Source organism: Cognatilysobacter xinjiangensis (assembly GCF_014651995.1).
GTDB classification, from domain to species: domain Bacteria; phylum Pseudomonadota; class Gammaproteobacteria; order Xanthomonadales; family Xanthomonadaceae; genus Cognatilysobacter; species Cognatilysobacter xinjiangensis.
Map to the genome: position 1 here is coordinate 162,471 of NZ_BMXY01000004.1, position 14,666 is coordinate 177,136.

The 14,666-nt window shown below is 70.5% G+C and carries 10 protein-coding genes and 1 pseudogene; 5 read left to right on the forward strand and 6 right to left on the reverse strand.

Annotated features, from left to right (window positions below; genetic code table 11):
* Nucleotide 1 precedes the first annotated feature (1 nt).
* Nucleotides 2-1,429 carry an Hsp70 family protein gene (locus IE066_RS13155; protein ID WP_189450901.1) on the forward strand — a complete coding sequence of 476 codons (1,428 nt, stop codon included), beginning with the start codon at nt 2-4 and terminating at the stop codon, nt 1,427-1,429.
* 164 nt (nt 1,430-1,593) lie between these two features.
* Here the strand turns inward: IE066_RS13155 and IE066_RS13160 are convergent.
* Nucleotides 1,594-1,981, reverse strand: a pseudogene (locus IE066_RS13160) (VOC family protein).
* A 237-nt stretch (nt 1,982-2,218) separates the two neighbouring features.
* Here IE066_RS13160 and IE066_RS13165 point away from each other — a divergent pair.
* Together IE066_RS13165 and IE066_RS13170 are read left to right on the forward strand one after the other, a co-directional pair.
* A complete protein-coding gene (locus IE066_RS13165; protein WP_189450667.1) occupies nt 2,219-3,076 on the forward strand; it encodes an AraC family transcriptional regulator in 858 nt (285 codons plus the stop codon).
* 30 nt (nt 3,077-3,106) lie between these two features.
* Nucleotides 3,107-4,165 (forward strand): serine hydrolase domain-containing protein, encoded by a 1,059-nt coding sequence (locus IE066_RS13170; protein ID WP_189450669.1) that lies wholly within the window; start codon nt 3,107-3,109, stop codon nt 4,163-4,165.
* 78 nt (nt 4,166-4,243) lie between these two features.
* Here IE066_RS13170 and IE066_RS13175 read toward each other — a convergent pair whose 3' ends face one another.
* From IE066_RS13175 to IE066_RS13195, 5 genes are all read right to left on the reverse strand, one after another.
* Nucleotides 4,244-5,689: a dihydrolipoamide acetyltransferase family protein gene (locus IE066_RS13175; RefSeq protein WP_189450670.1), complete on the reverse strand. Its 1,446-nt coding sequence runs from the start codon at nt 5,687-5,689 to the stop codon at nt 4,244-4,246.
* A gap of 25 nt (nt 5,690-5,714) precedes the next feature.
* On the reverse strand, nt 5,715-6,086 hold the full coding sequence (locus IE066_RS13180; RefSeq protein WP_189450672.1) for a cupin domain-containing protein: 372 nt from the start codon (nt 6,084-6,086) through the stop codon (nt 5,715-5,717).
* Between the two features lie 3 nt (nt 6,087-6,089).
* Nucleotides 6,090-7,094 (reverse strand): alpha-ketoacid dehydrogenase subunit beta, encoded by a 1,005-nt coding sequence (locus IE066_RS13185; RefSeq protein WP_189450674.1) that lies wholly within the window; start codon nt 7,092-7,094, stop codon nt 6,090-6,092.
* Nucleotides 7,091-8,164 carry a pyruvate dehydrogenase (acetyl-transferring) E1 component subunit alpha gene (gene pdhA / locus IE066_RS13190; RefSeq protein WP_189450676.1) on the reverse strand — a complete coding sequence of 358 codons (1,074 nt, stop codon included), beginning with the start codon at nt 8,162-8,164 and terminating at the stop codon, nt 7,091-7,093. Before pdhA ends, IE066_RS13185 begins: the two co-directional genes overlap by 4 nt.
* A 135-nt stretch (nt 8,165-8,299) precedes the next feature.
* A complete protein-coding gene (locus IE066_RS13195; RefSeq protein ID WP_189450678.1) occupies nt 8,300-11,854 on the reverse strand; it encodes a lamin tail domain-containing protein in 3,555 nt (1,184 codons plus the stop codon).
* A 209-nt stretch (nt 11,855-12,063) separates the two neighbouring features.
* Here IE066_RS13195 and IE066_RS13200 point away from each other — a divergent pair, with 209 nt between their 5' ends.
* Together IE066_RS13200 and IE066_RS13205 are read left to right on the forward strand one after the other, a co-directional pair.
* Nucleotides 12,064-12,930, forward strand: coding sequence for a tryptophan 2,3-dioxygenase (locus IE066_RS13200; protein ID WP_189450680.1), 867 nt, complete (start codon nt 12,064-12,066; stop codon nt 12,928-12,930).
* Nucleotides 12,931-13,113: 183 nt separating this feature from the next.
* Nucleotides 13,114-14,622 (forward strand): peptide MFS transporter, encoded by a 1,509-nt coding sequence (locus IE066_RS13205; RefSeq protein WP_189450903.1) that lies wholly within the window; start codon nt 13,114-13,116, stop codon nt 14,620-14,622.
* The last annotated feature ends 44 nt before the right edge of the window (nt 14,623-14,666 follow it).

Sequence of the window (14,666 nt, forward strand, 5' to 3'; positions counted from 1 at the left end):
CGTGCGCATCGGCATCGATTTCGGAACCAGTTATTCGGCGGCGGGCGCCGTCGTCGACGGTCAACTGCAGCTGGTGCGCTTCGGCGACGACCGGCAGTTCCGCACCACCGCCTATTTCCCGCAGGCGTTGCCGGACCCCGCGCGCTTCGAGCTTACGCCCGCGCTGGAAGCGGAGGTCGACGCGCTCGTGCGCGCGAGCCGCGCCGAGCAGGCGCGGGCCGCGACGCGTGCACGCGAGCTGCGCGATGCGACCGGCGGCACGACCTCGTTCGTCGCCCGCTCGGAATCACAGTTGCGACGCGACGCGCTGCTGGCCGTGCGCCGGGACTGGCTGGAGGCCGAAGTCGCGCGTGCCCGGCAGTCGGTCGCGCAACTGCATGACGCGCTCTACGGCGATGCCGCGATCGACGCCTATCTCGCCGAGGGCGACGGCCACCTCGTGGTGTCGCCGAAATCGATGCTCGGCTACAAGCTTCACGGCCAGGCGCGCGACGTGCTGGTCGGCATCGCGCTGCACATCCTCGAACACATCCGCATGACCGCGTCCGAGCAGCTCGGCGCGACGGTGCGACACGCGGTGCTCGGCCGTCCGGTGGAGTTCCGCAGTTCGATGGGCGCGGCCGGCGGCGAGCAGGCGATCGCGCTGCTGACCGAGGCCGCGCACGGTGCGGGCTTCGACGACATCTCGTTCCTGGAGGAGCCCGCCGCGGCCGCGTTCGGTTACCACCGCGACCTCGATGAGGCGCAGCGCACGCTCGTGGTCGACATCGGTGGCGGCACGACCGATGTCGCGCTGGCGGAGGTGGGCGGTGCGCGCGCAGCGCCCGCGATCCTCGGTGCCTGGGGCATCGCGCAGGGCGGCACCGACGTCGACCTCGCGCTGAGCATGCGCCGCTTCATGCCGTTGTTCGGCAAGGACCACACGCGCACGCCGGTCCACCACTACTACGAGGCCGCCGCCGTGCACGACCTGCAGCGCCAGCAGGCGTTCCGCGCGCGCCGGGGCTTCGAGGACATGCCCGAACCCTATGGCCGGCGCATGCTGGCATTGCAGGCGCCGGGCCAGACCGTGCGCCTGCAGCAGGGCGTCGAGGCCATGAAGATCGCGCTCAGCACGCAGGCGATTCACGCGACGTCGCTGGATTACATCGAGCCGGGCTTGCAAGTGACGAGCACGGGCGACGAGCTGTCCGACAGCGCCCGTCCCTACCTGCACGCGCTGTCCACGCTGCTGGAGAACGTTCGGTCGCAGCTGGATCGCGCGCCCGATACCGTGTTCCTCACCGGTGGCATGTCGCGCAGTCCGGACGTACAACGCACGGTGGCCGCGCTGTTCCCGGCATCCGCCCTCGTTCGTGGCGATGCGTCGTTGGGCGTGGTGAGCGGGCTGGCGGTCGCGGCGGGGACATCGGCGCAGGTCGGCGGCTGACGGCTCGCGGCGATACGGATACCGGCATGGACGTGGGCCCCGGCGCATCTTCAATGCTGCTGCGAGCGCTGCCGGCCTATTCGCGCCGCCGCGCGGCGCACCCTCGTGCCTCGCAACGCAGCGGCGCGGGCATCACGCTGGCGTCGCTGCCGCGTGGAGCCGTCTCAGGGCCATTCGTTCGGCCCTGACCGGCCCGTCTCCTCGCGCATCCGCACCACGCAGAATCGCTGCCCCGTCGGCGCCTCCATCACCCCACCAGCGCTTCACGAACGCGATCTTCTTCGCGCCCAGCGCTTCCAGTCGTGCGGCTTCGGCATCGATGTCGTCGGCCTCGATGTCCAGGTGCACGCGCGAGGGATGCGTCACCTTCTGTACCTCGATGTGCAGGCCGGCAGGCGTGTCGTTGAATTTGCGGTATTCGGCCGTCTCGTCGCTGGCGTCGTTCGAGTCGATCGATGCGCCCAGCGCCACGCTCCAGAAGCGCGCCGCGGCGTCGAGGTCGTCCGTATTGCAGTCGATGATGAAGCCGGCGAGGCGGCTGCGGTGGGCCATGGCGGCGCTCCCGTGGGATCCAGCGCCCGACGTTAGCGCGGTCGCGCACGGCGGGCACGCCGCCTGCCACGGCGATCCGACGCGCGGCGGCCCGCGCGAAGCGGCGACCGGGGACGCGTGCCCGTTCAATCCGCGGGCAGCGGCCTTCGTCGCGGCGATCGCGCGTTCGTCGCACCGTGCCCCGTGCTGGTCGCGCCGGCCGCTACGCTCCATGCGCCCGCATCGACGCCGACCGCCATGTCCCGCCACGATCCGCATGCCGTCCCGATCGGCGTCAAAGGCGCCACGCTGTGCCAGCAGGGCACCGACGACTTCGCGCTCGCCCAGCTGCGCCCGACGGTTCCGGAGCACGGGATCCGGCGCCACGGCCATGCGGACATGCACCTGCTGGTGCTGCTTGCAGGCCGTTACGTCAGCGAGGCCGCCGACATGCCCGAGGTCTGCGACGAGCCTGCGGTGATCCTCAACCCGCCGGGCATCGAGCATCGCGACCGCTTCCGCTCGCGCGACGGCCTCTTCCTCACGCTCACCATGCAGGCGCCCGCGTTCGAGCGCCTGTGCGGGCCCGACGGCGCACCGTCGCACGCGGTCCGGTTGCCGCGACAGTCGCTGGCGCGCGCGATGCCCCTGCTGCGCGAGCTGTGGCGCTGGGAGCCCGCGTCCGCGCTCGTCGTGGAAACCGCGCTGGGCGAGATGCTGGCTGATGCGAGGCCACGCCCGGTTGCCGCCTCGACGCACGAGAAGCTGCAACGCGTGATCGAGCGGCTCGACGAGGACGCCGGTGTGCCGTCCCTCGGCGAGCTCGCCGCGATCGCCGGATGCCATCCGGTCTACCTCGCGCGTGCCTTCCGCCGACGCTACGGGGTGTCGCCCGGCGATTACCTGCGCAGGCGCCGGCTGCATCGCGCGGTGTCGCAGATCGCGCGTGGCCGCACCCTCGCGCGCGCGGCGGCGTCGCTCGGCTTCGTCGACGACAGCCACCTGCATCGTGCGTTCGTCGCCGAATTCGGCATGAGCCCCGGCGCGTTCCGGCGCCTCGCGCTCGGTCGCGCCGAGGTTTCGCGCGTACAGGACGCGCGCCTGCGCGGGCGCTAGCGTGGGCGCATCCGACAGGGAAGGACTTCGATGAAGAACGCGTTTCTCGGCCTGTGCATGGCCGCCGTTTCCTTCGCCGCGCCGGCGGCCGACCGCGATGCGTTCGAGCGCGCGACGCTGGCGGTCGAAAAGGGCGACTACAAGGCGATCACCAGCATCCTGGTCGCGCAGGACGGCCGCGTCGTCTACGAGCATTACTTTGACGACGACGACGACGGCGGCGCCGACGCGCGCCGCGACACGCGTTCGGTGACCAAGACCGTCGCCGGCATGCTCACCGGGCTCGCCATAGCCGATGGGCGGCTGCCCGATGCCTCGGCACGCGTCTTCGACGTGCTGCCGCGCGCACGTCGTCGCCACATGCTCAACCCGGATCCGCGCAAGGACGCGATCGCCGTCGGGGACCTGCTGACGATGTCCTCCATCGTCGAATGCAACGACGAGAACGAGTACTCGCGCGGCAACGAGGAGCGCATGTACCTGATCGAGGACTGGGTGCAGTTCTACGCCGACCTGCCGGTGCAGGGCTTTCCGGCGTGGATGCCCCGGCCGGCGGATTCGCCGCACGGCCGCAGCTTCCGCTACTGCACTGCGGGCGTCACCACGCTCGGCGAAGTGGTGCAAAGCGCGGTGCGCGAGCCGCTGCCGGCGTATGCGCAGCGCCGCCTGTTCGATCCGCTGGGCATCGACACGCCGCAATGGCAGTACTCGCCGCTCGGTCTTGCGCAGGCCGGTGGCGGGCTGGCGCTGCGCACGCGCGATCTGTGGAAGCTCGGCCAGCTGTATCTCGACGGCGGACGCGTGGACGGCCGGCAGCTCGTGCCCGAGGACTGGGTGCGCCGCTCGCTGTCGCCGCAGGCGACCGCGCGCGAGGACGCCGACTACGGCTATCTGTGGTGGCTGATGAAGATTCCCTCGGGCGACTCGACCATCGTCGCCCCCACCATGGCGGGCACGGGCGGCAATGCGGTATTCCTGCTGCCTCAAAAGCGCGCCGTGGTGGTGATCACCACGACGAACTACGACGAACGCCAGCCGCACCTGCTGACGGTCCGCCTGCTGACGCGGGAGCTGCTGCCCGCGCTCTGATCCGGCGGCATTGCGCATCGCCGAAACGACGACGGGCGCCCTGCGGCGCCCGTCGATGCACTACGCAACGGCATTCGCTTACTGCGGCAGCGCCATGTCGTCCAGCAGCGCCTTGAGGAAGCGGGCTGCCTCGCCGCCCGTGCAGGCGCGGTGGTCGAAGGTGAGCGAGATCGGCATGCGGCGATGCACCTCGATGCCGCCCATCACCGCGACCACATCGTGCGAGAGCTTGCCCGCGCCGACGATCGCCACGCACGGCGGCACCACCACCGGCGTCGCATAGCGGCCGGCGAACATGCCGAAGTTCGACAGCGAGATCGTGTAGCCCGAGAGTTCGCTCGGCGGGATCGTGCGGTCACCGACCTGCGCGCGCAGGCGCTGGATCGCCTGGCGCACGCCGTTGCCGTCGAGCATGTCGGCATTGCGCAGCGCCGGCACGAACAGGCCGTCGTCGGTATCGACCGCGATGCCGATGTCGACGTGCGGATGCATCGTGCGCGTCAGGTTCTCGCCGTCGAACCAGGCATTGAGCGCCGGCACCGCCTTGCAGGCCGCGACGATCGCGCGCACCAGGCGCGCGGTGATGTCCTGCTTGCCGATCCACGCGTGCAGGTCGGCGTCGTCGACGAGCGTGGTCGGCACGACCTTGGCGTGCGCATCGGCCATGACGCGCGCCATGTTGCGGCGCACGCCCTTGAGCTGCTCGGGCTGTCCGCTGGCGGTGACGCCCGGCGGCTGCGTGCGCATGGGCTTGCCCGACTGCGACATCGTGCTGCGCTGCCCCGGCTGCGGGGCCGGCTGCTGCTGCATTTGCGGCGCGGTCGCGGCAGCGCGGTCGGCCGCGCGCGGCGCGCCACCGCCCTGGCCGGCGCGTGCCGAGCCGTCGGCCGCGGCCTTCTTGACGTCGTCCATCGTCACCACGCCCTCGGCACCGCTCGGGCGAACGCGGGTGAGGTCGACGCCCAGCTTGCGCGCAAGCGCGCGCACCGCCGGCATCGCCTTGACGCCGCCCACCGCCACCGCGGCCTCGCTGCGCACGGCGTCGGAGGACTGCATCGCGCCGACGACGGTGCCGGCATCGGCACGCTCGTTGCCCGGCTCGCCCTTCGCGGCGGGCCGGGCGTCGTCGCGCAGCTCGCCGCCTTCGTCGGAGGCGATGACCTTGTGGCCGTTGTCGCTCGGCACTTCCTTGCCGGCGCCGCCATGCGTCTCGGCCGCGGCATGGCCGCCGCCGTGGTGGTGGCCGGTGTCCTGTCCTTCCGCGCGCTGCGGCATCGACGGATCGACCTCGAACACCGCCAGCATCGTGCCGGTGACGACGACATCGCCGGCGCCGCCCGCGAGCTTGAGCACCTTGCCGGAAACCGGCGAAGGCACGTCGACGACCGCCTTGGCGGTCTCCATCGACACGAGGTTGTCGTCGAGGCGGATCACGTCGCCTTCCTTGACGTACCACTCGACGATGGTCGCGTCCGGCAGGCCCTCGCCGAGGTCGGGAAGCAGGAAGGTCTTCTGGGTGCTCATGCGCGTTGCTCGTTCCAGTGTGGGTTCAGACCCAGACGTCGTTGGCCGCCGTCAGGTCGCTGTCCGCGTCGCCGGTGTTGACGACGCCACGCGGCTCGATGATGAGCGCATGGCATTCGCCCGCGGCGCGGGTGTTGTGTTCGACGCCGCGCGGAATGACGACCATCTCGCCCTCGCGCAGCGCCACTTCGTGGTCGCGGTAACCGATCCGCATCTCGCACTTGAGCACGAGGAACACCTCGTCGGTGTCCTCGTGCGCATGCCAGACGAAGTCGCCATCGAGCTTGACGACCTTGAACTGCATGTCGTTCATCTCCGCCACGACGCGCGGCGACCAGTGCTCGCCGAACGTGGCGAGCTTGGCCGGAAGGTCGATCGCCTGGCCCTTGGGCGTCATCGCTCAGCCGGCCGCCATCGCGCGCTTGGCGGCGGCGACCACGCGATCCACGCTCGGCAGGTACTTCATCTCCAGGCGGAACAGCGGGATGTGCGTGTCGTAGCCGGTCACGCGCTCGACCGGCGCGAGCAGGTCGAATATCGACTCTTCCGCCAGGCGCGCCGCGATTTCCGCGCCGAAGCCGGCGGTCTTCGGGGCCTCGTGCACGATCACGCAGCGGCCGGTCTTGGCCACGGATTCGGCGATCGTCGCGAAGTCCAGCGGGCGCAGCGTGGCGACGTCGATGACCTCGGCGCTGATGCCGTCCTGGGCGAGCTTCTCGGCCGCTTCCAGCGTTTCCTTGACCTGCGCGCCCCACGTCACCAGCGTGATGTCGGTGCCGTCGCGGAGCACGTAGCAGACGTCGAGCGGCAGCGCCTCGCCGTCGTCGGCGACCACTTCCTTGTACTGGCGGTAGATGCGCTTGGGCTCGAAGAAGATCACCGGATCCGGGTCGCGGATCGCGGCCAGCAGCATGCCGTAGGCGCGCTGCGGCGACGACGGCATCACCACGCGCAGGCCCGGTACGTTGGTGAAGATCGCCTCGTTCGCCTCGGAGTGATGCTCCGGCGCGCGGATGCCGCCGCCCCACGGCACGCGCAGCACCATCGGGCAGGTCAGGCGGCCGCGGGTGCGGTAGCGCATGCGCGCGGCATGGCAGACGAGGAAGTCGACCATCGGGTACATGAAGCCGTCGAACTGCGCCTCGGCAACGGGCTTCATGCCCTGCGAGGCCATGCCGACGGTCAGGCCGGCGATGGTGGTCTCGTCGAGCGGCGTGTCGATCACGCGCTGGCTGCCGAACTGCGCATGCAGGCCGGCGGTGGCGCGGAACACGCCGCCGTTGACGCCGACGTCCTCGCCGAGCACCAGCACGGACGGGTCGTTGCGCATCTCGTAGGCGAGCGCCTGGGTGATCGCCTCGATCAGGGTGATCGCGTTTTCGGTGGGCTTGACCTGCGCGTTCATCGACGGCCCTCCAGCGAAAGCGCGTATTCGCGTTGGGCGCGAAGATCCTCCGGCATCTCGGCATACAAGTAGTCGAACATCGCTTCCACGGGCTGTACCGGTGTTTCCAGATAGGCGTTGATCTCGACGTCGACCTTCTTGCCGCATTCCTCGATCCAGGCCTTTTCCTGTTCGTCGTCCCAGAGCTTCTGGCCGACGAGGTAGTTGCGCAGGCGGATGAAGGGCTCGCGCGTCCAGGCGTCCTTCACTTCCTGCTCGCCGCGGTAGCGACGCGCGTCGTCGGCGGTGGTGTGGTCGTGCAGGCGGTAGGTCATGAACTCGATGACGCTGCCGCCCTGGCCGCTGCGCGCGCGCTCGGTGGCGCGGCGCATGGCCTCGAGCACGGCGATCAGGTCGTTGCCGTCGACCTGCAGGCAGTACAGGCCACCGGCCAGGCCCTTCTGCGCGAGCGTGGCAGCGCCGGTCTGCGCGCCGCGCGGCACGGAGATGGCCCAGCCGTTGTTGATCACGCACAGCACCAGAGGAGAGGTGAACGCGCCGGCGGCGTTGAGGCCGGCGTAGAAGTCGGTCTTGGACGAGCCGCCGTCGCCGCAGCAGGCCACGGCCACGCGCGGCTCGTTGCGCAGCTTGAACGCGAGCGCCGCGCCCGAGGCCATCAGGCACTGCGTCGAGATCGGCACGCACCACGGATAGTCGTTGCGCGCTTCCGGGAAATCGTTGCCGCGCTCGTCGCCGCCCCAGTACATCAGCACGTCGCGTGGACGCACGCCGCGCATGAACTGCGCGCCGTACTCGCGGTAGCTGGGGGCGAACACGTCCTCGGGCCGCATCGATGCGCCGATGCCGACGTGCGTGGCCTCGTGGCCGAGGCATGCGGCATAGGTGCCGAGCTTGCCGGTGCGCTGCAGGGCGATCGCCTTTGCATCGAACGTGCGCACGAACAGCATCTGCTTGAACAGGGGCAGCAACGCCGAGGCGTCGCGGAAGGCCTCGGGAATTTCCGCGACGGGCGTGCCGTCGGGGCCCAGGTACTGCAGGTATTCGATCTCGAAACTCGCGGCGAGCGTCATCGGGTGAGGTACCGGCGATCGGAAAACGCGGGATTTTACCGGGGGGCTTGTTAAGCGGCATTGCGCACTGCCGCACGCAGATGCGCGAAAGGCGCGGCGGGGGCCGCGCCTTCCGGCACTTGCACGGCTGGGCGATCAGCGCGGCAAGGGGATCACCACCGCCCTGTAGCCCGCGGCGTCGTTGCGCGGCACCGGGTCGGCGCTGGCGGACGAGACCTGCGCGCGCAGCACCAGCTCGCCGGCGTTGCGGCCCGTGGACGGCACCAGCCGCAGCGTGACCGGTCGCAGCGACGCCGCCACCTGCGTGCTGCCGTCGCAGGTCGCGCGGAAGCCGCCGTCGGCCGCCACCACGCTGCAGCGCCAGCCCGACGGGGCGCTGGTCGTCACCGAGGCCGCCGGTGCATTGCCGGTGACCACCAGCCGCGGTGCGATCGCGGTCTGCGGGCCGAGGTTGGTCATCGTCGCAACGAAGGCGGACTGGCGGCCGCTGATGGCGAGCGGCACGCCGGCAAGCGCGACCGCGAGGTCGGCCTTCTGCGTGATCGACTGCTGCGCGCCCGCCGCGTTGTTCGACCGGTCCGGATCCAGCGAGCGTGCATCCGCCGCGGCGACGAGCAGCAGCGGGCGGCCGCGCAGCGCGGGCGTGGGCATCGCGGCGAGCGCGAAGGCCGCGGTCGCGTCGACGGCGAGCGCGTCGGCGCGGCAGTCCACCGAGGTGCGCCCGCCCGCGACCAGGTTGGGCGCGCAGGTCCAGCCGGCCGGCGCGGTCACCGACAGGTCCGGCAGCTCCGCGTCGAACTCGAAGCCGATTTCCGGGAAGTCGGCCTGCTCGGGGCCGGCGTTGCGCAGGCGGGCCTCGAAGCGCAGCGGCTGGCCGGGTACGAAGGCGGCCGCGGTCACCGTCACTCCGAGATCCGCGCGGCGGCGCGGCAGGAAGTAGGCGACGACCGGGTCGTGGTCGGCCAGGCGCGAGGGCGAACTCGCGTCGTTGCGGTTGATCTCCGGGAAGTCCGCGTTGATGCGCGCGTGCTCGAGGCGGATGTCGCGCGTGGCGACGACCATGTCCTCGTTGACCAGCACGTGGTCGAGCGTCTGCGCGTTGCCGTCGAAGGTGAACGAGTAGCGCTCCTCGCGCGGCGACACGTCGGTGAGGTTCACCAGGTTCGGCTCGACGCGGTCGGCGCCGTCGCCTTCCACCGCGGTCTGCTCATCGGGCGACGGCTTGCCGGTGACGGTGCCCATCGCGTCGACGAGCCCGTCGTTGAACTCGAAGGCGTTGAAGTCGCCGAGCACGACGAGGCGCGTGTCCGGCGCACGCTTCTGGCGGGCGTCGAGCCAGGCAGCGAGGAACTCGGCCTGGCGCTGGCGCTTGATGCGGATGCGCGCGCCTTCGGCGTCGGCGGTTTCCGCGCCGAGCAGCGAACGCTGGTGCGCGATCACCACGGTGAGCGGGAACGCGCGGCCGTCGGCGTAATGCACCATGGCCGACAGCGCGAGCGGCGGGCGGTCGTTGAGCTGCTGCGTCTGCCCGTCGGGCGTCTGCCAGGTGGTGTCCTTGCCGACCTGCTCGACCGCGACGACCTCCACGCGCGGCCTGCCGCCGGCGACGTCCGCCGTCTTGACCAGGAAGCCGACGTCGATGCCGCCGACGTCGTTGCCCTCGATCAGGTAGGCCGCATAGGCCGGGTTGCCCTGGCCGGCGACGACCGCGTCGCCGTTCACGCGGTCCGCGACGCGCTGCAGGATCGCGAGGTTCTCCATCTCGACCACGCCGAGGATGTCGGGCAGGCGCAGGAAGTCGCGGATGCCGAGCGAGGCCTTGGACAGGCGGCGCTCCAGCGCGGCGGCCGACAGGCGCACGTCGCTCTTGCCGGGGTCGTCGACCTCGTCGAAGAAGCGCTCCATGTTGTAGCCGGCGACGCTGAAGGCATCGGCCGGCGCCGGCGCCACCGCGCGCGGCGATGCGCCCGGCGTCACCGCGCCGATCGAGTCCGGCAGGATCTGCCAGCGGCGGTACGAGTAATTGAGCGGGCCGGCGAGGTTGGCGATGCGCGTGCCGGTGGACACGTCGAGGGCCGGCAGGCCGAGCGCGTCGCTGTCCACCGAGAGCAGTTCGGGGTTGAAGTCCCACTGCGGGATCGGCGGGATGCTGCCGGCGGGCGGCGCGTCGGGCGTCTGGATACCGGGCTCGCGGAACGGACGCGGCAGGCCGGCGACGGTGCCGAAGAACAGGCCGTTGCCGGTGGACGTCGCCTGCGCCTCGTTCTTGGAGCCATCGGTGGGCGCGGTGGCGACGAAGTCGCGCACGATCACGCGCATCGACTCCACGCGCTCGAGCTGGTCGAGCGGGCCCTCGGGCGAGGGGAAGGTCGCGGTCAGCTCGACCGGCGCGGGCAGCGGGTAGACGACCTCGTCGACCGGCACCGCCACGATGCCGGCGCCGCTCATCTCGGTGAGCGGAGCCTGGCCCGGATCGTCGCCGGGCACGTATTCGACCAGCGGGCCGCGCGCGGCGACGAAGCGGCCCGGCGTCGCGAACGCCGGCGGTGCGGCGTTGGTGAACACGTACAGGCCTTCGGACGTCGCGGCATCGGCGTCGGCATCGACGTCGCGGCTCTGGATGAAGAAGCCGCGCGAGGTGCGCCCGGTGACGATGCCGCGCGTGGCGACGGTCTGCCCGGCGTACGGCGAGCGCGCGCCCGCACCCTGGATGCGCGAGATCGGCAGCAGCTCGAAGTCGTCGTTGGTGATCGTGCCGATCGCCTCGACGTCGCCGGCCTCGGCGCCATCGAGCGCGGTTATGACCACGCGCAGCGTCTCGTCCGGCTCGATCGCCTCGTCGCCGTTGACGATGACCACCAGTTGCGCGCGGTCGGCGCCCTCGGCGATCACCGCGTCGGCGTCGTTGGCAGCGACGTAATCGACGCCCGCGTTGGCGGTGACGTCGTACGTCGACCAGCGCAGGCGCACGCCGCCCGCGCCGGCGGGATTGGTCAGCGCGACGTTGAACACCAGTTCGCGCGCGCCGGCGTTGCCCTCGATCACCGCGGCATCGGCCACGTTGGCGCGCACGCGGGTGTTGCCGCAGGCGCGCGGCGTAGCGGCGGAGTTGCGCGGCGCGGGCGCGGCGGCCCGGAAGTCGGCCTTGTTGTTGTCGGTATCGACGCAGTCGTCGATGCGGATCGCGGCAGTCGAATTGCTCAGGCCCGGCGCGGCCGCGTCCTGGCCGCCCTCGGCGCAGTTCGCGCTGCCGAAGCCGAGGAAATCCACGGTGCCGGTGGGGCAGGCGCCGGCCAGCGTCACCGCGCGGTCGCTCAGCGCGACCTTGCCGGTGGTGCCGCTCATCGCCAGCGTGCCCGTGGCGTCGGGCGTGGGCAGCGGCGCGGCCGCGGTATTGGCGCCGTCGGCCTGCTTGACGAGGTAGTAGCCGCCTGGCGCGATCGAGCCGGACAGGTCGGTGCGCTGCCAGGTGCTGCCGGCGGCGGACGTGTACTGCACCGACCAGCCCGAGAGGCTTACGGCCTGCGTGCCGGTGTTGTGCAGTTCGATGAAGTCGCTCCGGTACGGAGCGCCGGAGTTGCCGCCGCCGCCGTAGACCTGGCTGATGACGACCTGCGCCTGCGCCGTGCCGGCGATGAGCGCCACGAGGCCGAAGCCCAGCCGCGCGAGGCGTCGCGAGAACCTGTCCATGCTGTTTCCCCGATTGGGCGGCGTGCGACATGCCCGCCGCGTTCCGCGCGATGCGCGGCCCCCTGGACCGTCCTGGCCCGACCGGGCGCTCCGGCCCGGGCGGCGCGACCGAAGCGGCCGTGGCGCGGCCGGAATTGTGACCGGTTTCCGTTGCAAAAGCGTGACGGCGTTCGCCTGCGCTACCCTCCCGTTCCGCAGGGGAATCGCGCATGAGCATCGAGAACAACCAGCGCCCGCTGGAAAGCGGCGTCCATACCGACCTGGCCGGGCGGCTGACTTACGGCGGCTACCTGCGGCTGGACCGCCTGCTGTCGGCACAGGAGCCGCTGTCGAACCCGCCGCAGCACGACGAGCTGCTGTTCATCACCCAGCACCAGGTCAGCGAGCTGTGGATGAAGCTGATGATCCACGAGCTGCGCGCGGCGGTCGGCTTCCTCCAGGCCGACGACGTGGGCGCCTGCCAGAAGGTGTTCGCGCGCTGCAAAGCGATCCTGCGCCAGCTCACCGACATGTGGGGCGTGCTGGAAACGCTAACGCCCGCGGACTACATGAAGTTCCGCGACATCCTCGGGCCGTCGTCGGGCTTCCAGTCGCTGCAGTACCGCGCGATCGAGTTCCTGCTCGGCAACAAGAACGCCGCGATGCTCAAGGTGTTCGAGCACGACCCCGAGGCCCGTGCCTTCCTCGACGGCCTGCTGCGCGCGCCCAGCCTGTACGACGAGGCGCTGCGCTTCCTCGCCCGCCACGGCCATGCGGTGCCCGCGCGCGCGGTCGCGCGCGACTGGACCGTCGCCCACGTCTCCGACCCCGAATTGCTGCCCGTGTTCGAGCGCATCTACGAGGACGCGTCGACGCACTGGGCGGCCTACCAGCTCTGCGAGGACCTGGTCGACCTGGAAACCCAGTTCCAGCTCTGGCGCTTCCGCCACATGCGCACGGTGATGCGCATCATCGGTTTCAAGCGCGGCACTGGCGGCTCGTCGGGCGTGGGCTTCCTCAAGCAGGCGCTAGAGCTGTCGTTCTTCCCCGAGCTGTTCGAGGTGCGCACGCGCATCGGCGTCGACCTCGCGCCCTGACCGGTTCATCCCTCCGCCGCAGGGAGGCTGCTGCGTCGCAGCAGGAAGCGGCGGTTTGACGCCCGCGCCGGGGTTCGGACATCCTCGGCCGGTTGCACGCCTCCGCATCGCTCCACGCGGAGACCTCCAATGCAAGACAGGAATCACCGAATGAGTGCGCAAGTACCCGACGCCGCCGAACCCATGGGCCCGCCGCTGCACGCCCCGGGTGGCCCCCCGGCCAACCCGCCCGATTTCCCGCAGGTCATGGGTCATCCCAAGCCGCTGTGGATGCTCTTCATGTCGGAGTTCTGGGAGCGCTTCGCGTTCTACGGCATCCGCTGGGCACTCGTTCTCTACATCGTCGCGCAGTTCTACGGCGGCGACGCCTCGGGTGAGCAGCCCGCCGGCTTCATCTATGGCGCCTATCTCGCGCTCGTCTACGCCACGGCCATCTTCGGCGGTTACGTTGCCGACCGGATCATCGGCTATCAGCGCTCGATCCTGCTGGGCGCGATATTCATGGCGGCCGGCCTGTTCATGATCTCGATGCCGGACCAGAACGTCTTCAAGCTGGGCCTGGCGACCATCGTGGTGGGCAACGGCCTGTTCAAGCCCAATATCTCCACCATGGTCGGCAAGCTCTATGCACCGGCCGACGAACGCCGCGATTCGGGCTTCACCATCTTCTACATGGGCATCAACGCCGGTGCGCTGATCGCCCCGGTGCTTACGGGCTACCTCGCCGAGAAGGTATTCGGCAGCGAGGGCACGCCGGCCTACAAGGTGGTGTTCATCGCCGCCGGCGTCGGCATGCTGATCAGCCTGGTGTGGTTCTACTTCGGTCGCCGCCAGCTGAAGGGCATCGGCCTGCCGCCGGCGGGCGCCGAGGGCATGGGCCGCACGTGGATGACCGCGATCGGCGGCGTGCTCGCGATCCCGCTGATCTACTTTCTGCTCACGCTCGGCGCCGACACGCTGCAGTACATCCTCACCGCGCTGTTCATTGGCCTGGCGGTCATGCTGATCATCGAGGGCGTGCGCAACGGAGCCGTCGCGCGCGACAAGGTGATCGCGATGTTCATCATCTTCGCGTTCAACATCCTTTTCTGGATGTTCTTCGAACAGGCCGGCAGCTCCTTCACCTTCCTTTCCGACAAGATCGTCGACCGCGACTTCGGCGGCTGGACGTGGCCGAACGCATGGTTCCAGTCCGTGAACTCGGTGGCGATCATCGTGTTCGCGCCGATCATGGCCTGGCTGTGGGTGCGCCTTGGCCGCGCCAATCCGTCGATCCCGCGCAAGTTCGGCCTCGGCCTGATCTTCAACGGCCTCGCGTTCCTGCTGCTGATGTTCGCGCTCGGCTCGCTGGTCGATCCGCAGTCGCTCAAGATCCCGTTCTGGACGCTGTTCGCCGTGTACGTGATCCAGTCCATCGGCGAGCTTTGCCTGTCGCCGATCGGCCTGTCGATGGTGACCAAGCTCGCGCCGGTGCGCCTCGTCGGCCTCGGCATGGGCGGCTGGTTCCTCTCGACCGCGATCGGCAACAACCTGTCCGGCATCTTCGCCGGCCACGTGAGCGGCGAGGGCGGCATGAACGTGCAGTCGGCGCTGTCGGGCTACACCTTCGGCTTCTGGGCGCTCGTGATCCCGGGCGTGCTGCTGTTCCTGATCGCGCCGCTGATCCAGCGCCTGATGCACGGCGTGAAGTAAGCGATCCACGTTCCGCGAAAAAGGCGGCCTCCGGGCCGCCTTCT

Excerpts from the sequence above, each read along its gene's own strand:
- IE066_RS13200 (WP_189450680.1), top strand. The coding sequence starts at position 12,064 with ATGAGCATCGAGAACAACCAGCGCCCGCTGGAAAGCGGCGTCCATACC.
- IE066_RS13170 (WP_189450669.1), top strand. The coding sequence starts at position 3,107 with ATGAAGAACGCGTTTCTCGGCCTGTGCATGGCCGCCGTTTCCTTCGCC.
- IE066_RS13180 (WP_189450672.1), bottom strand. The coding sequence starts at position 6,086 with ATGACGCCCAAGGGCCAGGCGATCGACCTTCCGGCCAAGCTCGCCACG.
- IE066_RS13185 (WP_189450674.1), bottom strand. The coding sequence starts at position 7,094 with ATGAACGCGCAGGTCAAGCCCACCGAAAACGCGATCACCCTGATCGAG.
- IE066_RS13195 (WP_189450678.1), bottom strand. The coding sequence starts at position 11,854 with ATGGACAGGTTCTCGCGACGCCTCGCGCGGCTGGGCTTCGGCCTCGTG.
- IE066_RS13165 (WP_189450667.1), top strand. The coding sequence starts at position 2,219 with ATGTCCCGCCACGATCCGCATGCCGTCCCGATCGGCGTCAAAGGCGCC.
- pdhA (WP_189450676.1), bottom strand. The coding sequence starts at position 8,164 with ATGACGCTCGCCGCGAGTTTCGAGATCGAATACCTGCAGTACCTGGGC.
- IE066_RS13205 (WP_189450903.1), top strand. The coding sequence starts at position 13,114 with ATGGGCCCGCCGCTGCACGCCCCGGGTGGCCCCCCGGCCAACCCGCCC.
- IE066_RS13175 (WP_189450670.1), bottom strand. The coding sequence starts at position 5,689 with ATGAGCACCCAGAAGACCTTCCTGCTTCCCGACCTCGGCGAGGGCCTG.